This is a genomic window from Candidatus Babeliales bacterium, assembly GCA_016929235.1.
GTDB lineage: Bacteria > Babelota > Babeliae > Babelales > JABCYS01 > JAFGJD01.
In genome coordinates this window covers 149241-173265 of the sequence record JAFGJD010000005.1, presented here as the reverse complement: position 1 = coordinate 173265, position 24025 = coordinate 149241, and the positions used below count along the sequence as shown (strand labels likewise).

22 protein-coding genes and 2 tRNA genes are annotated in these 24025 nt (G+C 43.1%); 18 read left to right on the top strand and 6 right to left on the bottom strand.

The features are described 5' to 3' along the window. Nucleotides 1-69: 69 nt before the first annotated feature. The 6 genes from JW872_02905 (at nucleotide 70) to JW872_02880 (ending at nucleotide 4722) form a co-directional block, all read left to right on the top strand. Nucleotides 70-1716 carry a trypsin-like peptidase domain-containing protein gene (locus JW872_02905; protein MBN1549586.1) on the top strand — a complete coding sequence of 549 codons (1647 nt, stop codon included), beginning with the start codon at nucleotides 70-72 and terminating at the stop codon, nucleotides 1714-1716. Then, nucleotides 1694-2443 (top strand): TlyA family RNA methyltransferase, encoded by a 750-nt coding sequence (locus tag JW872_02900; protein ID MBN1549585.1) that lies wholly within the window; start codon nucleotides 1694-1696, stop codon nucleotides 2441-2443. Before JW872_02905 ends, JW872_02900 begins: the two co-directional genes overlap by 23 nt. Before the next feature lie 37 nt (nucleotides 2444-2480). Beyond that, nucleotides 2481-2557, top strand: a tRNA-Arg gene (locus JW872_02895). Nucleotides 2558-2573: 16 nt separating this feature from the next. Then, nucleotides 2574-2650 (top strand) — tRNA-Arg (locus tag JW872_02890). A 167-nt stretch (nucleotides 2651-2817) separates the two neighbouring features. After that, complete coding sequence (locus tag JW872_02885) at nucleotides 2818-3948, top strand: hypothetical protein (protein MBN1549584.1); 1131 nt, start codon at nucleotides 2818-2820, stop codon at nucleotides 3946-3948. Nucleotides 3949-4065: 117 nt separating this feature from the next. Further along, nucleotides 4066-4722, top strand: a complete 657-nt coding sequence (locus JW872_02880; GenBank protein MBN1549583.1) for a hypothetical protein — start codon at nucleotides 4066-4068, stop codon at nucleotides 4720-4722. On the opposite strand, the gene JW872_02875 is transcribed toward JW872_02880, so the two are convergent. Continuing rightward, nucleotides 4685-5887, bottom strand: coding sequence for a hypothetical protein (locus JW872_02875; GenBank protein MBN1549582.1), 1203 nt, complete (start codon nucleotides 5885-5887; stop codon nucleotides 4685-4687). The two genes, JW872_02880 and JW872_02875, sit on opposite strands and share 38 nt — an antisense overlap. Before the next feature lie 208 nt (nucleotides 5888-6095). Between JW872_02875 and JW872_02870 the strand changes: the two genes are divergently transcribed. Further along, entirely contained in the window at nucleotides 6096-7127 is a 1032-nt protein-coding gene (locus JW872_02870) for a C39 family peptidase (protein ID MBN1549581.1), read from the top strand. Between the two features lie 126 nt (nucleotides 7128-7253). After that, nucleotides 7254-8405, top strand: a complete 1152-nt coding sequence (locus JW872_02865; protein ID MBN1549580.1) for an N-acetylmuramoyl-L-alanine amidase — start codon at nucleotides 7254-7256, stop codon at nucleotides 8403-8405. A gap of 8 nt (nucleotides 8406-8413) precedes the next feature. Here JW872_02865 and JW872_02860 read toward each other — a convergent pair whose 3' ends face one another. Then, nucleotides 8414-9097: a tetratricopeptide repeat protein gene (locus JW872_02860; GenBank protein ID MBN1549579.1), complete on the bottom strand. Its 684-nt coding sequence runs from the start codon at nucleotides 9095-9097 to the stop codon at nucleotides 8414-8416. A 96-nt stretch (nucleotides 9098-9193) separates the two neighbouring features. Here JW872_02860 and dnaA point away from each other — a divergent pair, with 96 nt between their 5' ends. Continuing rightward, on the top strand, nucleotides 9194-10576 hold the full coding sequence (gene dnaA, locus JW872_02855) for a chromosomal replication initiator protein DnaA (protein MBN1549578.1): 1383 nt from the start codon (nucleotides 9194-9196) through the stop codon (nucleotides 10574-10576). On the opposite strand, the gene JW872_02850 is transcribed toward dnaA, so the two are convergent. After that, the gene (locus tag JW872_02850) at nucleotides 10573-11598 is read right to left on the bottom strand and encodes a hypothetical protein (protein MBN1549577.1); all 1026 of its coding nucleotides are present in this window, start codon (nucleotides 11596-11598) and stop codon (nucleotides 10573-10575) included. The two genes, dnaA and JW872_02850, sit on opposite strands and share 4 nt — an antisense overlap. A 171-nt stretch (nucleotides 11599-11769) precedes the next feature. On the opposite strand from JW872_02850, the gene JW872_02845 reads away from it, so the two are divergent. Both JW872_02845 and JW872_02840 read left to right on the top strand, forming a co-directional pair. Further along, nucleotides 11770-12321, top strand: coding sequence for a hypothetical protein (locus JW872_02845; protein MBN1549576.1), 552 nt, complete (start codon nucleotides 11770-11772; stop codon nucleotides 12319-12321). Nucleotides 12322-12580: 259 nt separating this feature from the next. Beyond that, nucleotides 12581-12721 carry a hypothetical protein gene (locus JW872_02840; GenBank protein MBN1549575.1) on the top strand — a complete coding sequence of 47 codons (141 nt, stop codon included), beginning with the start codon at nucleotides 12581-12583 and terminating at the stop codon, nucleotides 12719-12721. Nucleotides 12722-12847: 126 nt separating this feature from the next. Here the strand turns inward: JW872_02840 and JW872_02835 are convergent, their stop codons facing one another. Together JW872_02835 and JW872_02830 are read right to left on the bottom strand one after the other, a co-directional pair. Continuing rightward, a complete protein-coding gene (locus tag JW872_02835; protein ID MBN1549574.1) occupies nucleotides 12848-14011 on the bottom strand; it encodes a phosphoglycerate kinase in 1164 nt (387 codons plus the stop codon). Nucleotides 14012-14023: 12 nt separating this feature from the next. Continuing rightward, nucleotides 14024-15244 carry an ABC transporter permease gene (locus JW872_02830; protein ID MBN1549573.1) on the bottom strand — a complete coding sequence of 407 codons (1221 nt, stop codon included), beginning with the start codon at nucleotides 15242-15244 and terminating at the stop codon, nucleotides 14024-14026. Nucleotides 15245-15334: 90 nt separating this feature from the next. Between JW872_02830 and JW872_02825 the strand changes: the two genes are divergently transcribed. Further along, nucleotides 15335-16006: a hypothetical protein gene (locus tag JW872_02825; GenBank protein MBN1549572.1), complete on the top strand. Its 672-nt coding sequence runs from the start codon at nucleotides 15335-15337 to the stop codon at nucleotides 16004-16006. Next, nucleotides 16003-16443 carry an RpiB/LacA/LacB family sugar-phosphate isomerase gene (locus JW872_02820; protein MBN1549571.1) on the top strand — a complete coding sequence of 147 codons (441 nt, stop codon included), beginning with the start codon at nucleotides 16003-16005 and terminating at the stop codon, nucleotides 16441-16443. Before JW872_02825 ends, JW872_02820 begins: the two co-directional genes overlap by 4 nt. On the opposite strand, the gene JW872_02815 is transcribed toward JW872_02820, so the two are convergent. Continuing rightward, nucleotides 16384-18975 carry an AAA family ATPase gene (locus tag JW872_02815; GenBank protein ID MBN1549570.1) on the bottom strand — a complete coding sequence of 864 codons (2592 nt, stop codon included), beginning with the start codon at nucleotides 18973-18975 and terminating at the stop codon, nucleotides 16384-16386. The two genes, JW872_02820 and JW872_02815, sit on opposite strands and share 60 nt — an antisense overlap. 124 nt (nucleotides 18976-19099) lie before the next feature. Here JW872_02815 and JW872_02810 point away from each other — a divergent pair, with 124 nt between their 5' ends. The 5 genes from JW872_02810 (at nucleotide 19100) to JW872_02790 (ending at nucleotide 23950) form a co-directional block, all read left to right on the top strand. Further along, the gene (locus JW872_02810; GenBank protein ID MBN1549569.1) at nucleotides 19100-20560 is read left to right on the top strand and encodes an FAD-dependent oxidoreductase; all 1461 of its coding nucleotides are present in this window, start codon (nucleotides 19100-19102) and stop codon (nucleotides 20558-20560) included. Nucleotides 20561-20769: 209 nt separating this feature from the next. Continuing rightward, nucleotides 20770-21399 (top strand): hypothetical protein, encoded by a 630-nt coding sequence (locus JW872_02805; GenBank protein ID MBN1549568.1) that lies wholly within the window; start codon nucleotides 20770-20772, stop codon nucleotides 21397-21399. 21 nt (nucleotides 21400-21420) lie between these two features. Beyond that, nucleotides 21421-22032, top strand: a complete 612-nt coding sequence (locus JW872_02800; GenBank protein MBN1549567.1) for a hypothetical protein — start codon at nucleotides 21421-21423, stop codon at nucleotides 22030-22032. A 179-nt stretch (nucleotides 22033-22211) separates the two neighbouring features. Beyond that, the gene (locus JW872_02795) at nucleotides 22212-23294 is read left to right on the top strand and encodes a hypothetical protein (protein MBN1549566.1); all 1083 of its coding nucleotides are present in this window, start codon (nucleotides 22212-22214) and stop codon (nucleotides 23292-23294) included. Further along, nucleotides 23291-23950, top strand: coding sequence for a hypothetical protein (locus tag JW872_02790; GenBank protein MBN1549565.1), 660 nt, complete (start codon nucleotides 23291-23293; stop codon nucleotides 23948-23950). Before JW872_02795 ends, JW872_02790 begins: the two co-directional genes overlap by 4 nt. Nucleotides 23951-24025 lie beyond the last annotated feature (75 nt).

Here is a 24025-nt window from a genome sequence, read left to right as displayed (position 1 = left end):
TTTAATTCTAATACAATACACTATACTGCATTTCTATCAAACATGAATCATGGTAAGACAGGGGTTTATATGTACTCTTATCACCGATCTGATGGGTTCTGGTATCGGCTTTTAACCTTTATATTTTTATGTGTTTTAGCTGGTTTTATGATTATCATTTACAGCAATCAACGATATCTTGCGAGCCGGGTTGAGGGTTTTGCTGCCGATACGCAAATGCCTTTGTTCGCGCGGCCTGAAAGCTATCAACCTGAGCCAATACAAGTGCTGCAGCCGTGGGCAGCAGCGCAGGCTGGTGCAAAAGATACAGTGGTACAAATTAATGCACAAATTGTAGAGTATGATTTGTTGGAGCCGTATAAAACACCAACACAGGGCCAGGGATTTGGTTCTGGCTTCATTATAAGTGAGCAGGGTGAGATTATTACCAATGCACACGTGGTGTTGAATGCAGTTTCGGTGTGGATTCAGATGCCATCGCTTGGCAAGCGAATAATTGATGTTGATGTTGTGGGACTGTGCCCTGAGCGAGATATTGCATTACTCAAAATTCAAGAAGAAGATCGTAAATATATTGTACAGATATTGGGTAAAATGCCGTGCTTGCCTTTAGGCAATTCTGATAAAGTGTATCGAGCTGATGAGATTCTAGCTTTGGGATATCCGCTGGCGCAGCAGTCATTGAAAAGTACAACGGGTGTTGTTAGTGGTCGAGAGCGTATCGGTATCCAAAAATATATTCAAATGAGCGCGCCGATTAATCCGGGAAGTTCTGGCGGGCCGTCAGTGAATCGTATGGGCGAAGTTATTGGTATTAATGCAGGCGGTATTCCAAGCGCACAAAATGTTGGATATGTGATTCCGATTAATGAATTTAAATTGATTGCGCATGATCTGCGTCGTGTGAAATTCTTGCGTAAGCCATTTCTTGGAGTCTTACACCTCAGTGGAAGTGAAGCATTGGCTAGATATCTAGGAAACCCCGTGCCAAGTGGGACCTACGTTATCGATGTCTATAACAATAGTTTGTTAGAAAGAGCAGGGGTTCAACCTGGTGATATGATCTATGAGATCAATGATTATAAAATTGATATGTATGGGGATATGAGTGTTGATTGGAGTGAAGATAAAATTTCCATTGCAGACTATGTTGAGCAGTTGACGATTGGTCAAAAGATCTCATTAGTTGTCTATCGCAAGGGGCGGCGCAAACAGATTTCACTGACATTTGATCAAGCGCAGCCTACACCAATTCGTATAGTTCATCCGCTGTATGAGCCATTGGAATATGAGGTCTTGGGTGGCATGGTTGTGATGCCGTTGGCGTTGAATCATGTACAGATTCTTTCGGGTGTTGTTCCGTATTTGCGTAAATATGCTGAAGCGAAAGAGCAGGATGAGCCGGCATTGATTTTGACACATATTTTCCCAAATTCTTTAGTGCATCGTTCTCGTGCGTTGCCGCTTGGATCGATCATTACAGAAGTGAACGAACAACATGTTACAACTCTCGATGAATTCCGTGCGGCAGTGCGTCAGGGTATTAAGAATGAGTATCTGATTATCAAGACACATGAAAATAGGATTGCAGTATTCCCTTGCCGTGAATTGTTGACTAAGGAGCATCAGTTTGCGCGTGATTATCATTATACGATTTCACCATTTGTTCAGGATTTAGTAAGGATTCTTAACAATGACAAAAAAACAACGACTTGATCAGTTGCTTAAGCTCTTATATCCGTCATACAGCAGGACGCAGATTCAAAGTTGGATCATGCAGGGGCATGTAACCGTCAACGATCAAGTGATGACCAAAGTCGGAGCATTGGTTCCGGAAGGGGCAGAGGTCTCACTTGTGGTTGATGAACCAAAATACGTATCCCGTGCAGGTCTTAAGTTGGAGCGAGCCTTAGACTACTTCGACATTGCCGTTGCCGATAAGGTGGTTTTGGATGCGGGTCTTTCTACGGGAGGCTTTACTGATTGTCTTCTTCAGCATGGTGCTAGGAAGGTATATGGCATAGACGTTGGCTATGGACAGGTTCATGAAAAGATTCGGAATGATGACAGAGTTGTGGTCATGGAACGGATTAATCTCAGGCACCTAGCCCCTGATATGATCCCTGAGCTGGTTGATTTAGTAACCCTTGATTTATCCTTCATTTCGGTGCTTAAGGTGATTGAGGCGATTAAGGCCATTATGAAATCAGATGCTCAGTTGGTAGTATTGATTAAGCCGCAATTTGAGGCGCGTCGTGAGCAGATTGAGCGTGGAGGCATCATCAGGGATCCTGCCGTTCACCAGAATGTGGTCAAAACAGTGGTTAATGGTATTCAACGAGAAGGATTCAGTGCTATTGGAGTTACTGAGTCTCCAATTGAAGGTTCCAGCGGCAACAAAGAGTTTTTGGCATACTTTCATCGTATCCCAGAGGAAGCCTAGGCAAGGATACTGATTTCTGTTACAACATAGAGTGGCTGCGCCTGTAGCTCAATTGGATAGAGCAACGGACTTCGGATCCGTAGGTTGAGGGTTCAAATCCTTCCAGGCGCACCAATTTTTTTAGGGCATTGCGCCCGTAGCTCAGTAGGATAGAGCGGCAGATTCCTAATCTGCAGGCCACAGGTTCGATCCCTGTCGGGCGCACCAGCTGACCCCGTTCTTATATGGTTGATAATTGTCTAGTTTGTTTGTTTATAAATATGCTTTATTGAAGGCCATTTGAGTGGTTTTTGTCGATAAGGTATACTTGATTATGTCTAAAGCGTGTCTTTAGGCATTTTTCTTATGCAGTCTCTGCCAAAAATGGAGGAATTATGAAGAGACGTTTAACTACTATGATTTTATCTGTACTGATGGCTGGAACCGCCTTCAGCTTTCCTGGCCAACAGCGCCTTGCAGATTTAAGAGCACGTTTTGGTGTTGCTGCGACCGCCGCTGCAGTTGGGGCTATTCAAGCAGCCAACGGTGTTGAAGTAGCTGGTCTTAGGGCTTTGGGGCATGTTGTTGCTGCTCCAGCAATTCATGGAATTCGACGTAATCCCGGTGCTGCAGGCATTGCAGTTTTGTCAGCTATACCAGCGTTCTTTGCTGCAAAAGGCATTGTAAAAACAGTAACCGACTGGAAGGGGCTTACGGGAAAAGCTGCTAAGACTTGGAAGGGTCTCAAGTATCGCGCGCTCTATTTTATGCCGTACTATGCCATTCCGCGGTTGGGTCTTTTTGCTTCTGCTACGGCACTTGGCCTTGGTGGAATGTCGCTTGCTCCTGCTTTAGGTGTTGGTGTAGGAATGGCAGCTGTTGCTGGTTTAGCTACTGCAGCTATCGATGGGCTTTCTATTCGTATGATCAACAACAGGTACAAAGTTTATGACAAGAAGGGTGACTTCTCTCGCCGTGGACTTATTAATCAAGATGATACGCTTTTTGCTCGTTGGCGTCAGGGGGACGACTATAAGGATGGTTTCCACTGGAATGACGATAAAGCGGTTATCCTCAACAAAGAAACCGTTATGTCAGTTCTTAAGTCTGACAAATATCATGGACGACTTTCCTTAAAAGATCCTGAAACAGGTCTTGTTATTAAGGAGCCTACTCCAAAACAGTTGATTCAAGCCATTGATCGTGAGTTGGTTCTGATCTATGAAGATCAAAGAAGTCTTAAGTCACTACAGCTTGAACGTGATGTCTTGCATTGTAAGGATGTGAAGAAGAGCACGAGTTGGTTACGCTTTCTATTGTGGCCTACTTGGAACTCGGCTATAGAAACGAGTGCCGACTTGGTCCAGATGATGCGTAGGCTGGATGCTCTTAAGGCCGTCCTTACGGAACTTCGTGTTGAGATTGGATGTGATGACGCTGAATTGGGTTGTGATCCATGGACCAAGCGCAACATCTTACTCTCGGTTAACAAAAACAATAATGGATCTGTAAAGGCACTTGAGTAATCATCAAGTCCTAGCTATAAGCTAACCAGAGACAAACTACAGGCTCTTGTCGTTGCAATCGCACGCAAGAGCCTGTAGTGTTAAAGGCTGGTTTATTGGTTGTTTAGGGTTATTACAATGAAAATATATTTCATAATGTTGTTCGTGGTGACTATGGGTCTTTCCGGAATGGATGGGCCGCCACAAGAGCTGCAAGACGCTGCTGTGCGCGGTTTAGATCGGGCAATCGCAACCTATCATAGTTTGTGGGATAGCCGCATGCGTTCTCACAGGGTCTCTAGCCCTAGTGATCCTGGTCCTGCGGAAGGTCGCATTGCTGCTATGCAGCGGAAGGAACAAGACGCATTTAGGGGTATTGAGCCGTGGCGCCGTGCGGTTGAGATATTGTGTGGTCCTGACCGAGCTGCCTTGCCTGACTGGTATCGGCATCGATTTGAAGGTTCACTTCCCTATACGGGCAAGGGGAAAGATCCTATGCCTGACGATGATGAATTACAGTCTACATTGGACCGAAACTTTCCTGTTCTGCGTCCTGAAGGAAGACTTCTGCAGGATGCGATCACAGGGTATCAACGCCCGCGGATTATTCGTGAACCGGATGCCTATTCAATTAGTCTTTGCGCCATTTTGGGAGCCGCCCTCGGTATGCTCATAAATGAGGCGTGGCATGACTATACTGATTCTGAGCTAGAGCACAAGCGACCAACAAAGCCTCGCCCAAATAAAGAGCAAGCTTCTAGGAGCGCCAAACGCTTGCAAGGCGCAAAATCTTAAACTCTGGTATTGTTTGAACAACCCGACCATCTTTATTTAAGCGACGTAATCCTCGTTTCTGTGTGTGTGCATACACAAGATCTTTGTACGTTTCTATATTCTGAAACTGCTCTTTGAGTGTGATCTCGTGCACAATGCCGTATCCATGATTGTAATGACGAGCTTCAACAAGGAGACTTTTGGTGACGTCACTGATGACCATGACATGTCCCGGTATCCATATCAGATCGCCATTTACAGGAGATTCCTCTGATGGTAGCTCCTGAAGTCCATGTGCGAGAGTTGTAGTATTTTTAAAGAAATAGGGAAGGCCTGCAATTTGTGCGGCACGAGCAACAAGGCCGGCGCAGTCAACCCCTTGTTTTGGTGCGTGTGTTCCTCGCCATGTAAAATATGTTTTTCCGTTATTTTCCTTTTTTTCGAAAGTATTTTTACAAGGCAATCCGATACTGCAGCCACCCCATACATAAGGAACAACGCCATCCTTTACATGCGCCCATGAACGTACTAGTTGTACAAAATTATTTTGTGCATGTTCTGGTGAAGATGCGTGTTGAATAGCGCCGTGTAATCGTGTAATGGGAACGGTAACAATGGTTTCGGTGTGTGGATTAAAGACATATGCGGTATAAGGCTTATTGTTTTCTGGTGTTTGGGCGAGCTTGAATCGCGTTCCTGCAGAATACACCGTATGTGTTGTTGGATCATAATGTGGTCGTGTAAGTACAATAATTGGCTCACTATTTTTTGTTGCTTGATATGAAATCGGCTGTGGAAATGCGTGTGTAAGATTGATTCCTTTTTTTTCTAGCTCAGAAAGCGCGATAAGATTACGGACGCTTGTCCAGTATGTGGTTTGCGGGGTCATGTTAGTGGCAGTATGATAATATACGTTAGGGATTTCAATAAGGGCTTCGTTGTCAGCGACTTGGTGTACTTCTACGATCTCGTTAAACAATAATTGATGAAGTCGCGGACATCCAAAACTACATCCATTTTCTGCATACGGTATTGAGGAATAGTGGTGAACGCCATCCGGTTTGCTTTTGATCACCATCATTGATTCACCAAGTAGATCTGCGACAGGTACCTTGCAAACTGCTTTGTAACCTAACCCTATTTGTGGAGTGCACAAGAGTATGCAGATGAAAATTCTTTGTATCATAGTTTTCCCCTTTTTCCCATCGTAGCCTAAGTGCATGCCGTGACGGTATAATTTCAAAAAAATATGTGTGATGATGTCTGTTTTTGCGCTATAGTACCAGTCTTATCTTGATTGCGACCCTTGAGCAAGAAGGATAGTTTTTAGTACCATTATAGATACGGGGGATCTTATAGATGTATCGACATATGGTGCGTACTAGAGAGGCAACATGAGTATTTGGAGAGCAATAATCGCAGCAGTTATGGTGGGGAGTATTGCCATATGTGTAGAGTCACACGATGCTGAATGGACATGGACCTATAAGAAAACAATAACAACACACGAAGCGATTACATGTAGCAAGCGTGGCGTGGTGGTTTTTAGCCGATCAAGTACGCATCCCTTTACCCAACTTGTTTTTTCATGGAATGCAATGAGGCCACAGGGGCATTTTAGTTTTATGGTACAAGCTCGAGACCAAGCCACCAAGAAATGGTATCCGTGGCATCATATGAGTGACTGGGGTAAAAGCATACAAAAATCATACAACAGTACAACGGATCGTGAAACGAACTTTCATCACGTACGTCTCGAGATACCCAGGGGGACGTATGCGGATGCATTCCGTATTAAAGTAGAGAGTAAAAATGGTGCTGATCTTGCATTACTCCACAGACTTCATGTTTGTATATCAGATTTATCACATTTTCCTTCATCACAGGAAGTACCACAGCTGCCATCATTAAAGTTGACCCAGGTCCCGCAGCTCTCCCAGATGATCCTTGATCATCCACGAGCAGATAGCCTATGTTCTCCTACCTCTATGAGTATGCTCGTCGGATATTTAACTAGGCAGCATATTGATCCGGTTCCATTTGCCGAACAATCGTATGATTCTGGACTTGATGCCTATGGAAGCTGGCCATTTAACACCGCACACGCGTATGAGCATTGTAGAGGCAACGCTCATGTCTACGTGACACGTCTATCTTCCTTTCAGGCGCTCTATGCTGTACTCAAAAGGGGAGTTCCTGTTGTGGTAAGTGTGCGTGGTACACTCGAGGGAGCAGCTAAGGAATATAATAACGGACATCTATTAACAGTTATTGGATGGGATAATCAACGCCAGGAAGTTATTTGTCATGATCCTGCATTTGCATCCAATGATCAAACCTGTGTGCGATACCAAATCCAGAACTTTCTAACTGCATGGAATCGATCTCGCCATCTTGCCTACATCGCCGAACTACGAGCATCATAAGAGCGTGCGAGAGATAGCGTTTCTCTGCAAAAAGCGACCATTTCGTTGACAAATAGAAACTGACATCGGTACGATTTAAGAAGGATAAGCATGAGCAAAATATAAATGCTTCAGTGGGGAATTAGTATGAAGATTGTTTGTATTAGATTGTTTGCAGCAGTTCTTTTTTGTGTAAGCGTAGGGGTGCGGGTTTATGGAGGCGATCCTGTCTATTTGAATGAAGCCTATTGCCATAAAGGTCGGCTGTCCGATAAATTATCATTTTATTTTTCAGGGACCCCTGAATGTGTATGTCTTCCGCTTGCATCGTACGAGGTTGGAAAAAAGAAGGATGGATGGAAAGAGGTCCGTTTGCATCTTCCTATGGCAAGTATTGCTAAGAATGACGTAAGAAAATCTCTATATCAAATGAATAGGGGTAAAAATAGTTTTTACGAAGTATCATGCTATGAGTGCCAGGCGCCAAAAAAAGGGGTTATGGTCTCTATTCGATATAATCCTCAGGAGATTGCTGTTGAATATGCGCCGTTTACTTCAATCGGACAAAAGGGCGCGCTATTGATTGCATTAAATAAACGGCAATTCATATATGAGCTGAATAAAAAGACTGCGGCAATTCATCATATTGCATGGAATGATAAAAAAAAAATTCATATAGTTTTGGACATTGGTCACGGTGGGGCTGATAGAGGAAAAGTCGGATGGTTCGATATCCAAGAAAAAGACATTAATCTTGCCGTTGGCTTTAAGGTTGCAAAGCTCTTATCTAAAAAAGGCTTTTCTGTTTCTATGACGCGTAGTGATGATCAATTCGTCTCGCTTGATGATCGTACAACATTTGCTAATACAAAGGCGCAAGCAGATTTGTTTATTTCTTTACATTCAAACAGTGGTCCAGAGACAGCCTCGGGAATTGAAACATTTTGTGTGCAAGACTCTTGCTTGCCCCATGTCGAGCAAATAGATGATTTTACTCCAAGTATTGAAGCAAGAAATTGCTGGTACAAACAAAGTGCGCTTCTTGCGCAGTCTGTGCATGAGCATGTCATCCAATCAGCGCGATTACATACTTTGCAGGTGAAAGATAGACAGGTGAAGCGTGCTATGTCTCAAGTATTGCTTGGGACGGATATGCCTTCTGCGCTTATTGAGATGGGATTTTTGTCCAACGAACAAGAGGCCAAGCGTCTTGCGTCACAAACTTACCAAAATCATCTAGCACGAGGAATTTGTGCCGGGATTGAATCCTATATCAAACGGTTAGATAGGATTTTTTAAAGTGGGTGCTACTTTAGGGCGGCAATAAGATTGCGTGCTCCTGAATGATTAGGGGTAAGAGCAAGTAAATTTGACAGGCTTTTTTTTGCCTGTGCTTTTTGTTTCATCTCAATTTGTGCCTGTGCTTTGCAATATAATGCATCTATATAGTTTGGCTCAAGTAGAAGAGCTTTCTCAAATCGTTGTTGTGCAATCTTTAATGCTGCTTGCGCGTGTTGTTTATGTTGAGTCGGCTTGAGTATGATGTAATCGTTCCAAGCGCGTAATCCCAGATTAAACCATGCAACCTCTGGTGAGCTATAGTGTGAATTCATGGTTAATGATTTCCAGATACGTTCTGCTGACGTGCGATCTCCTATCTGATTTAGGACGCATGCGTAATTATTACTAACGTCCGCAGCATATTCTACGGTGATAGTTTTATCCTTAAGGCATTGTTCAAACAATTTTTTGCTAGTGTCAAAGTCGTGGTTTTGATAACACAGCGTTGCTTTAAGTGCCAGATGCTGTGGCCGCTTGTCGCGTACAAGTGCTTTATCGATGCATGTTATGGCAAGCTCGATGTTACCTGTTGATGCCGCGCGTATGCTATTATGATAATGTTCTTGGGCTGTGTTTCTTTTCTTTTTTTTGCCGCATGATGGGATAAAGGCTGTGCATGAAAGGGCTAATAAGAGGGTACGGATTTTCATAGATTTTTTTCTCGAGCGTTATACACTAACATCTGTTTCTTCCGTAAACTGGTCACAAGTTTCTCACAAATTTACTAAAACTGATAGAGCGATGGCGTGATACAACAAATCTGGCAAGATTTTCTTTCTATAGTTCAAAAGGAAGTTGGTACGCAGGTGGTCGAGACCTGGCTCAAGGCCGTTGCGTTGGAGCGTTGGGATGCGCGAGAAAAGATTGTGTATCTTCGCGCACCAAATTCGTTTGTGAAAGATTATTTGCGTATGCATCACGAAGATTTGTTTGAACTTCATCTTGGTCGTTTACTTAATGTTACTTCTCTTAAGCTTGTTTTTACCGATGAACAAAAAGCTTCCGCTCCGACTCAAGTCAAGGGGGCACATTTGATTCTCTCAGAACAACGCAAAGAGGGAATTCTTACTATTCCGGCAAGACGCACTGAATTCTGTTCTGTAAGTCATCTTAGTAGTAGTTATACCTTTGATACATTTGTTGTTGGTCCAAGTAATCAACTTGCATATGCAGCTGCCCATGCGATTAAAGAGAATGTTGGATATGTTTATAATCCATTATTTATATATGGTGATTCTGGTCTTGGGAAAACACATCTTTTGCATGCGATAGGTAATGGCATTAAAGAGCGTAATCATCATGCTACCGTGTTATATCAGCCTGCAGATCGCTTTGTGAATGAGTTTATCAACGCAATTCGGTTTGATAAAATTCATCGCTTCCATGCAAAATATAAAAACGTTGATGCATTGTTAGTTGATGATATTCAGTTCATTGCTAACAAAGAACAGACACAAGAAGCATTCTTTCATATCTTTAATGTTCTTCACGACTCGCATAAACAGATTGTGCTTTCGAGTGATACATATCCACAAGAAATCAAAGGACTTGCCGATCGTTTGCGTTCGCGGTTGGCATGGGGACTTGTTGTTGATGTTCAAGCGCCAAGTCTTGAAACGAAGATGGCAATATTGAAACGAAAAGCACATTCGAATGGGATGACACTTCGTGAAGATGTAGCCGAGTTTCTTGCCAAGAGAATACGATCAAATGTACGAGAGCTTGAAGGATCATTGATTCGTGTTATTGCTTTCTCATCTCTTACTCAACAACCAATTACGGTTGAACTTGCACAAAAAGTATTATGGCGTCCACGAGCATCTCATAATCGCAATACAGCTGTTATAGATCTTGATCATGTTTTGCGTAACGTGTCAGATTATTATGCGTATAGTGTCCAAGATCTTCGCTCAAATAATCGAGCAAAAGAGATATCTCTTGCGCGTCAGGTTGCAATGTTTCTTATGAAAAAGATGACGAATAAGTCTTTGAGTGAGATTGGTTCTTTCCTTGGACGCAAGGATCACTCAACGGTGATTCACGCAGTAGGTAAAGTGCAAAAATATATGAAACGTAATCCTGATTTTCAAGATCAGATTCAAAAACTTGAAGAAAAGATCTTGGGTTAAGTTCGTGGTTGTTGCGCGCGAATGCGTTCGCTTTTAGTTCTAAAAAATTTGTCTTTGAGATATTTTCCTGTGAGTTTTAGATACCATGAAGTGTAATTGTCAGCCTTCCATGTTTCGTCCACTCCGCAAAGCATATGGAAATGTTCTGTATCGATAAGTGCGAGCTTTCCTGTTTCTTTTTCAATATAAAAGTTCTTGATGTGAGGATCGAGTTGAAAATTAACGTATTGACATAGCCGCATACAGCGTCGGGCGTGATGTCGCTGAAACAGATTGGGTGAATGATCAATCTGTATTTCATCACACACAAGTCCATATAATGCTGGAATGTCTATTTTAAGATCATCTTTGCCGTTGATATGTTTTCCCGTGACTTCTATCCAGTCATTTTTTTTTGGCATCCAATACCATTTGCGTGGCATATCAATAATGGAGGACCAGTAAGGGTCTTGGGCTATCATGACTTTGACCTCTTCTAGGTTTTGAATGCGTGTAAATCCAGTTAAGTGGCGCATGATGCCTCGTCCCATTACAAAAAAGAGACTGGACTCAAACCCTTTGGAGTAAGGCGAAACAAAACTTTTGGGATTTTCTGCAAAGAGCTTCAGAACGAAGGGATAGTTTTTAAACTTTAGAACAAGAAGTCCACAAAAATCTTTTTGTTGAAACTCTCGTGTTTTGATGGGAATGAAATCTCTAAAGAACCGTTTGTGTTGTTTAATTTCTACGATAAGATGTTCAATAAGTTCGCTAAGTTTTTTACCAGTGACCATTTGTTCTGGATGGTGGCGATACTTAATGGGTCCAGATGGTAGAAGATGTTTGTAAAAAAATTTTTTATCAAACGTGTGGAATACCGGCCCCTCTTCAAGATGAGAATCTTTGAGTGTAAATGATACAGAATCCTCACTCCATCGGGTTGTAATTTCTGGTAGTATCTCTGCCGGTCGCAAAAGAGATCGAGATTCTAAAGACAACGTCGCAAGCGCAACGCCAAGAAACTTAAAAAAAGGTCCTTTCAAACGATATTCCCTTCTTTCTTCTTCATGTATCATTGTTGCGAGTATAGAAAAAAAAGCGTTCCATGGCTATAAATATACTCAATATTAAGGGAGGGTTGATGTTGTTTTATATGTGGAGTATGGTTGTTGCTAGATACTGGAGATGAGGGTGAGTGACTGAGGGGTAGAGCTATGAAGAAGTCTGAAATAACCTCGACAACGAGCGGTGAAACATTCGATCAACATGCCAATATATTAAAGTGCTTGGCAGATTTGCCTCGGCGAATGATGTCGTTGCAGAATAATAATAATGTTTCCGAATTTGTACTTCATGAGTTGTGTCAAGATAGCTGTTTTAATCTTACCAAGGCAGCTTTCTTTGTAGATAGCCCCGATTTTAATATGCTTAAAGGTGTTGTTGGCTTTTCCAAAGCCGAATCATATCTCGAACCAATCTGGGAAGACCATGCGGCATTTACACAGCATATGGAGCAATCGACATTTAATCAGTTAGTGAAAGACTTTGCACATAATACAATTGCTGCGGAAGAAATTGACGAAACAAAACGTTCGTTAACAGAAATTGCGCAACAATTTGATTTTCATGCTCCAGCATTCCACGTATGGGTCATGCGTCATGGCAATTACGGATACCTTGTCTATGAGCATGAACATCGCCTTGATGAACTTAACGAACAGCTACAAAGCAGCCTCTATCTCCTGAGCTTCTGTCCTCTCTTTTAAAACTTTCTAGCCACATTCTCTTATTTCTGTCGGAGCAATTCTCTTTTCCGCCGAGGCAGGGGTATTTTTCATTTCTAACAGATTCTATATGAAATGAGTTTGAGCGGCCGACATTGTTTATGGCAATGTGGCGGCTGATATGCGTTATTTTATGTGGTCAATGCTTGACGTTGACAGATTATTGCAATTCGAAATTTGGCCCTGGTATGCTTAATAATAAAGAGGGTGCTCAATTTGATGACAGTGTGGGAGAGGGGCGATGAAAATGAGGTTGTTGGTGTTGATTGGCGTGTATATGTTATTCGACTGGGTGGTGGTTAAGGCGGATCACTATGCCCGAAGTTGTCGGGCTGCTCAAGTGCAAACACTCGTAGATAAAAAAGGTATGCGTAACCGTTAGGAAGAATTATGGCTGGAAAAGCAACCAAACATAAAAAATGTAAGAAAGCGGTCAAAAGAGCTCTTAACCAGCCCAAGGCTCGTCCATGTAAGGCTTTAAGAACCCAGTCTTCTGGTAGTGGACTTGCTAAGTGGAAGAAGCAATAAAGGGTGCCAAGCCTGGCAGTTGTGTCCCGCTTAAATACGCCAGGGTTGCACCCCCTCCTGTCGAGCAAAAATCAATCTGATGATCAAGGTTAAATAGTCGAGCGACTGCAACTGTATCTCCTCCTCCAATTACTGTGTATCCCCTAGCATGTGCCATGCTCGTTAGAAGCTCACGGGCGCCTTCGAGTGTCTCAGGGCGTTTAAGTAAACCAGGGATTCCGTTAAAAAAAATTGTCTGGCCTTCGGCAATCTTCTTATCGAAGGCCTGTATTGTTTTGGGGCCAATGCTGATTCCAACGCCATTTTTGGGTATTTCATCAGAGGTTGTATAAGACAGCGGCCCCTCGAACGAGTCGTTGGCGATTTGGTAGTCCCGTGGGAGAAGGATACGCGTGCCTGTTTCACGAGCCTTCTCGAGTATAGGGCGGACGGTGGCTGTAGGTTCCTTAATAGATTTTCCCATTTGCTTGCCGAGCTCTTGAGCAAATGTATGGGCGATGGCTGGCAGGATGAGCATGGTATCTGCAAATGGCATCAGGTTCAGAAGGAGTGGTATTTTATCGTGTGCTTTTCCTCCGCCGCATAGGATGATGAATGGTTTTTTTGGACCAGTGATTAATTTTGAGAGCTCGTTCAGTTCCTTTTCAACCAGGAATCCGAAGGTGCGTTGTGATTTTGGAAATAACATTGGAACGTTAACGACAGATGCATTCTTTCGGTGCAGGGAGCCAAATGCTTCAGTGACATAAAAGTCTGCAAGTCTTGCAAGCTGTTTTGTAAATGTTGGATCTTGTGTGAGCTCACCTGGGAAAAATCTAAGATTTTCAAGCAAGAACATTCCACCAGTACCTGGAACGATATCTAGACTAGGATGAAGAGTTACTGGGTAACCATGTTTGGTGAACCATGGCATAAGATGTTGTGTGGAAAATTGCGGTGATGGATGCTCAGGTCGTCCAATATGTGTTGCAAGAATAATTGTGCAATGCTTACTTTTCAGATAATCGAGCGTTGGCCTCAGGGCTTCAAGGCGGTAGTCGTCAACAATTTTTCCGTATTCTATGGGAACATTGCCATCAAAACGTAACAAAACTTTTTTATGATCAAGAGGAAGTTCAGTTAACCGTGAACGGAACGAATCCATAATTGCTCCTTTTTACGCTTCAAAGCGTAAAACGTTTGAAACAGAAATGCTTGCGATGCGCCGTGTTGGCAGAACAATGGAAATGAGACTTAACAATGCTACCGCAATAAATACTGCAACAATGATAGGCCATTCCATATGTGACGGTAAATGGGTTACGTAGTACACATCAGGCAAGGCGATAAATGGATAGTGATTGAGAATCCAACTTGCGCCACATGCGAATATAAGTCCGATGATAGTTGCCATGAGCGAAAGAAGCATTCCCATCATTATGAAAATCATGCGAATGTCATATGCGGTGGCGCCCATGCTTTGTAGGATTGCGATGTCGCCGCGTTTTTGTGTGATCTGCATGAATAAGAGAGAAATAATATTCATGCTTGCGACTAAAGTAATAAGTGCAAGGATGAAGAACATTGCATATTTTTCTAGTTTGAGTGCTGCAACAAGTGCAGGATACAAATCCTTCCACGAATACACATCTATGCCAAGACGGTGCTGTAATGATTTGATGATGGGTTCTTCTGTAATTCCCTGTCTTAGTTTGAGGTCAAGTTGTGTAGGACCTGCATCGGGAAAAACGTTCATAAGAAAATCAAGATGGCAGAATGCTATACTAGTATCCAGGTCATCGATGCCGGTACTAAACATACCTGTTATTACTGCTTCACGTTGTTTGAGTTTGATTGTTGATCCTTGTGAACGGCTTGGTGCATAGAGGAGTGTTACCGTGTCCCCGTTGCGTACTCCCAATCCTTGTGCAAGTTTTGTTCCAATGACTACGCCATTATCGTGGATGATATCTTCAAGAGATTTTGAATGTTGTAGCGATGCTTCTAGCGATGTTACCAGACGCTCTTGTTCGGGTATAATGCCCTGAAGCCCTATGATAGTTTGGATGGAATCAGAATGGGGATCTTGAATCATGACATGCTCTGTATCATGTGGTGCGATTGCAATTACTTCTGGATATTCTCTGTTGAGAACATCGGTTAATGATTTAACGTCAAGTTCATTGCCAAACGCGCGTATGCTGATCTGAGGGTTAATGCTTTGCAGCTTTGCATGTGTTTCCTTCTCAAATCCATTCATGATCGCAACAACGAGTGCAAGCGAAAATGTTCCAATGACAATTCCCCAGAATGCAATGTGCGCCATGGTGCTGATGTTCTTGTCGTAACGAGTTCCTCCAAGGTAACGCCATGCAAGTAAGCGGAATAGGTAGTTCATAGATTTTCCTCAAAAAATTTTCTAGGCTACGAGTCAAGTTGTAGAATCATTGTCTTACGGATAGTAAGCGTAGAAAAAAGGGGCGCATTTATGAAGTCTTTGCCATACGGAATTTGGCATGTTGCATTGATCCTTTTGTTGCTACCTGGATGTGGTCGGTTAATAGATTGGGGAACTGAGACCTTTAACCAAGGCGAAAAACGAGAAATGTCGCGAACTGTTATCAATGACCATTTCAGAACAGTCAATGTCTACAATGAATTTGGAACTGCAGGATTGTTTGACATTCTATGGCTTTCCAATGAAGTACGAACTGTCTATGCAGATCTTAATGCATCATTTCATGGAAAAACAACAGAAGCTCATAAATCATTTTTGCGTCGACAACTTGCTGAAAATGATAATTTTATTTCATTCTATGTACTTGCAGTTGTCCAGCAAAACGTTGCGCCGCTTGGAGATAAACAGTCTCCGTGGAATATTCGCTTGCGCGTCAACGGTCAATTGTATGCACCGCGAGATATTAAAGACGTTGAGTTAAACCCTGAGTACGAATATCTTCTCAAAGACCATTGGACGCGGTTTAGAACCGTGTATCACGTGAAATTCCCGCGTAAAGATCTTGAAGGTAATGAGATCATTACCGAAGATACAAAACATATCATTCTTCATCTGCAAACAATTGATCGATTTGATGAAGCAGAATGGGTATTAGATGAGCAGGGGAAATTAATCATTCCCCTAGAGGATGATGAAGCATGAAATTGGCAATCGGTACCGATCATCGTGGGTTCGAGTTAAAGGAATTGCTTAAGCAGATTTCACAGTTAAGTGATGTGACACTTGAATGGTACGACAAAGGTGCTCACGAGCCGGATCCATCTGATTATCCTATATATGCAAAAGCAGTATGTGATTCAATCCTCAAAAGAGAGTCAGATGGCGGGGTGCTGTTGTGTGGGAGTGGTATTGGTATGTGTATTGCTGCGAATAGGCTTTCGGGAATATATGCAGGTCTTGTATGGGAGCCTTCAGTGGCCGCCGCAAGTAAAGAACGTGACAATACAAATGTCATTGTTCTGCCAGCTGATTATATATCAGCTTCACGGGCTCAGGAAATTCTTGAGGCGTGGATTACTTCACGCTTTGCTGGGGGGCGTCATGCTCGCAGATTGCAGCTCTTGGAACAGATGCGGTAACAGTTGTACCGTATCGCCAAGCGTCAACGTCTTTTGTTTTTGTAGCGCATTTGCCAACCGTTCTAAGTCTTCCTTATGCTCTTCAAGGAGATGCGTTACTTCTTCAGCATACCGATCAATAAGCTGTAGTAACTCTGTGCATTTTTGATCAAGTACTGACTTAGAAAGATTTTCTTTGTGCATACCCCGATAAATCAGTGGCTCGAGAACTTTTTGTGCCTGTTCGACATCTTCTCTGTGGTAGTCATAGGAACTTGCGCCAAGCAGTACTTTTTCTGCAGCATGTCCTGCAAGAAGGGCTTTTACCTGGTTCTCTTTTTCTTCCATAGTATCTATGCCCGATGAGTTTGTTTTATGCAATAAGAAGATGTCTCCGAATGTAGTAATCTTTTTGCCAACTGAACCTGCATTATCCATCCATACTTGTCGCTCTTTAATATCTTTTTGGATAGGAAGCATTGTTACCTTGTGGATAATGTTGCCAGTATCAAGAAGAATGTGCGTGAGCGCGTGCCCTGCAAGGTGTGCTGACATAACGCGCTGTTCTTCTATGGGCACATCATAGGTTGTTGGTACCACGATCTTATGCTTGAAGGCATCGATACTTTTGGTGAAGTGGTCTTGATGTAACATTTCGCGTTCTTGTGTTGCTGTCGTCAGGGCATCATTGATGATACTTGCGAGCTGGCCAAAGGAGCAGCCTTCAGTTTCATAAGCAACGCGTTCAAAATTAATATTGGTAACTTCAATACCTCGTTTGCGTAACTGTTGTATGAAAAATTCTTGGCGTTCTACAAACGATGGATTTTCGAATGGAATAATCTTTCCAAATCGTCCTGGTTGCAAGAGTGCATTATCAATATGATCTATACGGTTGGTTGCCGCGAGAAACACAATGCGATCATGTTCATAACTACGGAGTTGCGTCAAGAACTGTTCAAGGAGATTTGAGTTGTTACCTCGTTGTAAGTTGAGCAGGTCGATCTCATCAATAAAAACGATACATGGCGCATGACGCTTGATCACTTCTAGAGCTTTATCAATACCCCAGATGCGCAGTTCTGCGCTGTTGATTTTGAGGAACGATACGGAGCCGTTGTATTTATAGAGGATTTCACCTGCAAGAGCTTCGGCAAGATATGTTTTACCTGTTCTGGTTGGCCCGTAGAGAATACAGCCTTTTTCAACAGAGGTTCCTTTACGGTCATATGCGGTTGGGTTAAGAAGGTATTGGATGATACCTTGTAGCTCTCGTTTTTGTTCTTCAAGTCCGACTACATCATCAAACGTGATTCGTGGCTGCGCAATTTCGATGATGCGTGAAATAAATACTTCTTCGACGGCATCAACAGATTTGCGTTCATCATTAAATATTTCGCTCGTTCTGAAATAGTTTCTAGGGTTACGATAGAGGCCCTTCCACATATTCAGACCATCAACCAAACGGTTTACAAATTCATTTTTAAGCATTGCCGCAAAAGCGACGAATGTAATGAGTGATGGTGATTTTGCATGGATTGCACCGAAGAGGCCTTCATGCGCCCATGACTCAGTTCCTCCGCGCTCTGGATTAATTCGACTTGGTTGTCGGCCTATTATTGTTTTGTCATACCACTGGACCCCACGAGGAAGTAGTTTATACAAGCTATCCGGTTGATTAGGGTATTGATCTATAATTGCATGGTTTTGGTGATTAACTGCGGTGGGAGCTTTGAGGAAGTATCGGCCAAGGGATGCTGCCAATGTTAACAGCCCGCCAATTTCTAGTTTGCTCAATAGATTCCAATTGCCATTCCATTTTTGAAATTTTCTTACAAATTTTTGTGTGTGTGTCATTCCTAGGTCACGCATTGCGTCTTCGAATTCTTGGAAGCGTATGCGGCTCTTTTTGATAACGCCTTCTACGTTATCAAAGACAGAATCACGTGAACGGGTGGCGATTTTCTTAAGTGTAAATGTTGCCTTCTTTTTGAACCCTGTTTGACATTCTTTGGCCAAGAATAATGTGACTTGTTCAGTGAATGAGAAGAGCTCGATAATATTTTCCGGTGTGCATTGTACAATGAGTTTTTGCTGCGCATTAATATGCTCGCGTAGATCACCAATGTGTTTAGTAATCGTTTTAAGTTGTGCTTGCGAGAGGCCAATAGACTTATGGGTAATCACCATGGCCAGTTCATCAAGATATGATGAGAGTGCGTGCAATTGTCGGGCACCATGTTTTTTCAGTGCAACGTGCGGCAAAAACCTAATCAATTGATTGATATCATCTTGTGAGATGCCAATATTCACAGCTTCAGAAGGATCTTGGAGCTGCGCGAGAATGGTCAAGATTGCTTCAGGGGTCGCGTCCCGAAAGAGGTCATCATAGAACAAGATCGTTGCGGCACAGTCTTGCTCAGTTATGGGCTGGGTTGCGCGTTTTTGCGCAGTTATTTCTTGAGTTTCTGGTAGGGTTATATCGGTATCATTGGCAGGGAATAACGTGATCCCCATGCAACATAGGAAGAGCGTGCGGAACTGTGTATTCATGATCCCCTATTCGAAGCGGTGCGGGTTTTGAGTTTTTGCGTATCCTTAAGTACACTAGTGTAAATCAGTTTAAGGTTCGGTTATGCTTCTGTCAAAGCGGTTTCCACCTATCAAAAGGGATAGTATGCGGAAAAGTGCGGTTATGATTAGTGGGGGAGCAGCGGTCTTATTTGCTCTCATTGTTGGCTTTGGATTTCGTTCTCAATGTGGCGCGCCTAGGAGATCCTCATTCTCGTTATCTAGTATTAAAAGTCATAAACAGGTTGTAGATGTATTGATCATTGGTTCGGGGCCAGCTGGTCTTAGTGCCGCTTTGTATACGGCTCGCTCGCGTATGCATACGCTTATTATCGCAGGTGATAAACCAGGTGGTCAGCTTACGGAAACGACCTATGTGGAAAATTGGCCGGGCAGTGAAAAGCAATTAGGTAGATCTATCATGTCCAGCCTGGAGAACCAAGCCCGCCGCTTCGGTGCTGAGATTTTGCAGGATTCTGTTGTGGGGGCTGATTTTTCTAAGTGGCCTTATACGGTACAGACTGAAGATGGCCATACGATCAATGCCTTGAGTGTCATTATTACAACAGGAGCTCACTCGGTGACCCTTGGTATACCAGGAGAGAAGGAATACTGGGGCCGTGGGGTTGCGGTATGTGCCATCTGTGATGCGCCATTTTATAAAAAGAAAGATGCGATTGTGATTGGTGGTGGTGATTCAGCCATCGAGAAGGCATTGCAACTTGCTGCGTTTGCACGCCATGTAACGATCTTAGTTCGAAAAACGTCTATGCGTGCCGCTCCCGTCATGCAGGAGCGTCTCGATAAGATCTCGGGAAAAATTGATGTGCTGTACAACTATGACGTACAGAGGATTATTGGTGACGGTGATCAGGTAACCGGAGTTGAGGTACGTAATAACAAAACAGGCGAGGTCAAAACTCTTGAGACAGATGGGGTATTTCTTGCTATCGGGCATAAGCCAAACACAGATCTTTTTAAAGGGCAGCTTCCTATGACGCCTCAGGGTCATATTCATGTTCAAGGTCGCAGCCAAGCGACGTTGGTTCCTGGAGTGTTTGCAGCAGGCGAGGTGGAGGATGATGTCTATCGCCAAGCAGGTGTTGCAGCAGGTGATGGCATTAAGGCCGGGCTGGATGCCGTGAATTTTCTAAACGAGATCGGACTCAACCAGCAGTTTGCAGATGAGCTTGATAATCGGGGCGTGTATTTCGACGCTTTTGAATCTGAGCCTGATGCACTGACGTTACTATCCTCAATGAGCGAATTCGCAAAGCATGTTGAAGGTATGTCTAAAGGCATTGCTGTGGTTGATTTTTATGCGGAGTACTGTCCATCGTGTATGATGATGTTGCCGATCTTCTCGTCTGTATCTAAGCGCTATTCTGACGATGTACATTTCTTTAAGGTTGATGCGGATCAAGCCAAGGATATTGTCCGCTATCTCAACGTGCCAAAAGTACCAGCGCTCCTGCTCTATAAGGACGGTAAGCTTGTTGCGAAAGAGATGAAGACTATGAGCCGGCAGGAGCTTTCACAGTGGATCAACTCATACCTGGCATCGTGATGTCTCCATGCTGGCATGAGGTCGCGGGATAATTTACTTTCTTAAAAGATTGAGTGTGTTAGAAAGACGCTATGGTGTTTAATGCAGTTTTTCTATATATGAGGTAGGGGTTTTTGTTGCAATATGTAACTGCAATAGGGTATTCTGTAGTTATAAGCGGTAGGTATTGCGATCTAAGTTAAACCGCTACCTGCGGTATAGGCGAAACAATGAAGCGAACTAGAAAAAGACACATCACAAAATTCTATGCCCTTCTCTGGGCGTGTGTTTGCGTTTCTACATTGACCCATGCAGGGTATCAAGATCTGTTCGAAAGCCATGGGGAAAGGGCCGTCACAATCAAGGAAGGCCCCTACTATACTCAGCACCATGAGTTACATCCAGAAACAGAAAGAATTTTAGAGAAATACCAGCAGGGTGTTGCTTCCGGAAGAGAGAGGCTGCAGGGTGACACAAGTGTAGTTTCGTCTCAAGATAAAGGGTATGGAGCAGTTGACTCATATTGGTTGTCTAAGCTAATTAGTGCTGGTGCGATTGTAGTTTTGGGTCTTCTTCAGTCAAAGCTAGCACAACGTGCACAGCGTCGTAGTCCGTACCATGAGGATTTTGAGTTTGCAGCTGGAGAAGAGTCTGACGTTGAAGCAGTATATTCAAGTGGCGAGGAGTATGTGGATCCTCGGGATACAGGTGCCGGTGTTGAATATAGGCCCCCATTCGAAAAAATACCTATGCCAGGGCGATGGTCAGACTTCTGGTCAGGTTTAGATGAAGTTCAAGTTGCGGAACCTAGGGAAATCCGTGGTGTTCCTGTGAGTGATGAGGCAACCTTGCCGCGATAGTCTTATGTAGTATAGAGAAGTATGAAGCAGCTAAGATTAATATGCATGGTAGCGTCTGTTATGGGAGTATCAGCTTCATATCAGCAATTGCTTGAACAAAGTTCTGGTTCATCGAATGTACTTTACAAGGGATCATACTACACGCAATCGCATACCGTTCATCCAGAAACAGCGAGAATTTTAGAGAAGTATCAAAATTTTGATCCAACTACCCATACCATTGGTTCCATTACTGATGGCGGTATCACTATTCCTGAGCCTATTCAAAAGACTGTCATGTCAAATTTGCCGGATATTGGTATAGCTGAGGACGGTGGTATCTCGTGGTTCAAAGCTGCGCTCTGGGGATCATATCTTTTGATGGCTGCTGCATTTCTTTACAAAGTGACCGGGCAACATCGAGGTATTAAACCGAATAGGAATTTTGATGTTGATATGTATAGTCGCCATATGCCAGCTATGGAAGATGGGCGGTACATTCTGAATGAGATGGGACATAGGATCACTTTGCCCAGAGGGGCAATCTACGATCGTACTACTGAAAGTTATCATCTTCCGTCTCCAGCGGGAACAAGATATGTGCCAGTTAGTGGCGGTCTTTTTGAAGAACCCCAACCATATTGGAATGAGTAATTTCTTGCTGAATCAATGTTTTTTCTCTCTAGGATCAGATGGGCTTTGTCAGCATTTTAGCTTTTCATTATTTCTCTATGAAAACTGTTGCAATTAGAAAATGTAAATTGCTACTCTGGTAGTAGAAATGGAAGTGCTAGGCTATAAACGTGAAGCTTTCCATGAGAGTAGAGGAAGACATGAAGCGCACGACAACAATGACTAAGCTCAAAAACCTGACAAAAGTGCTCCTGCTTTTGTTTGTCGTGTCATCTCAGGGACAATTTGTTCGCAAGGGGCTTGAATCGGCTCCGGCTATTCCAACCGCAACTATTCCAGATATTCCTGTTACTGAAGAGATGGTCAATCATCAGGATGCAGCTATTGAGCGTATAACATTTCAGGCGAAGGCTCATGAAGCCAGTGACGAGATGATTACTAGAAATGGGTACTTTGTAAAGCGCAAGAATGCGCCAGCGACTATTCTTGTATGCCACGGTTATATGTGTGACAAGTTCGACATCGCTTTTATTAGAACGATCTTTTCTAAATACAACTGCATGACGTTTGATTTTAGGGCCCATGGCGAAGGTATTGAAAACCAACAATGTACTTTTGGCAAAGAAGAAGCCTTTGATGTGATTGGTGCTGTAGAATATCTTAAAACCCGTCCAGAAGTGGCGGGTAAGCCTATTATTTCATATGCATTCTCTATGGGTTCAGTTTCCTCGATTGAGGCGCAGGCGCGTGAGCCTATGTTTGATGCTATGATATTGGACTGTCCATTCGATTCAAGTGATAACCTTATCAAGAAAGGGCTCTCTAACCTCAAGCTCAATATCTTAGGGTACGAGTTTAAGCTCCCAGGACAACGTATGCTTCAAAAATATGCATACAGCCCATATGTACAATCACTATTGAAGGCGATGCTTAAGGCGGTTGCTAAGTTTGATGCACGGGATATCAATACCAATATCATGCCAGTGACTCCGGTAACATCGGCATCTAAGATCAGTGTCCCGTGTTATTTCATTACGTGTAAAAATGACGAAAAAGTTTCTGTAGAAGCGGTGACTTCAGTGTTCTCCAAGACAACTGGATATAAACGGTTATGGATTACTAACGGACGACGACATTTTGACTCATTCTTCTACAATCCAGAAAAGTATATGTATGAAGTGAACACCTTTGTTCAAAAGGCAATAAAAGGGTCATTGAAGCATGATCATTCGGCAAAGATTTTTGCTGATCCTGATGAAGACCGTAGAGGAGAAGCCTCATGAAGGGCGTAGTAAAAATTTTTATTGTTTTCGTGGGTTTAATATTCTCGCGGGCGATCTGTGCAGATGTACTATCTGTGACAAATAAGCGCTCTTTAGAAGCGGTACTTGATAAAAACGAGTTAGCTGTTGTGTTGTTTTATGAGCAAGATCGTGAAATACGAAAAGATAAAGCTACTAATGATCAGATTGAAGCGATGGAAAAGTCGTTTGAATCTGCTGCTCGTAGTGAAAAGTATGTACGATTCATTCGTGTGAACCTTGCAAAAGACAAGCTTGATGACCTGCGTCAGGAATATCGTATTGGAACAACACCTATTGTGATGTTGTTCAGAAGAGGGTTGCCGTACGAAGAGAAAGGTGGACAAGAAGAAGAGTCAACATTCTGGGGCATGAAGCGTGGTGATGTCAAAAGTCCAGTTGTATTAACAGGATTCCGTAATCGATCTGAAATTGTTGAGTTCATTCGAGATTCCTTCAATGAATACATCGATGAAATTAAACAGCAGAAACGTGAAGAAGCTGCAGAGCGGCGTGCTCGCAGCGCATATTATGGCCCGTATTTGGGTGTAAGTTGGGGCACGCCATATTATTGGTATCCATATGGTTACTATGGATATTACGGTCGTCCTGGGTTCTACTGGGGAGTTGGCTGGTAGCCGCATTATAAAAAGTTTTCTTACCCACCCTATTTTGGTCGTCCCGTGTGTGCTACTGGTACATGCGGGATAACT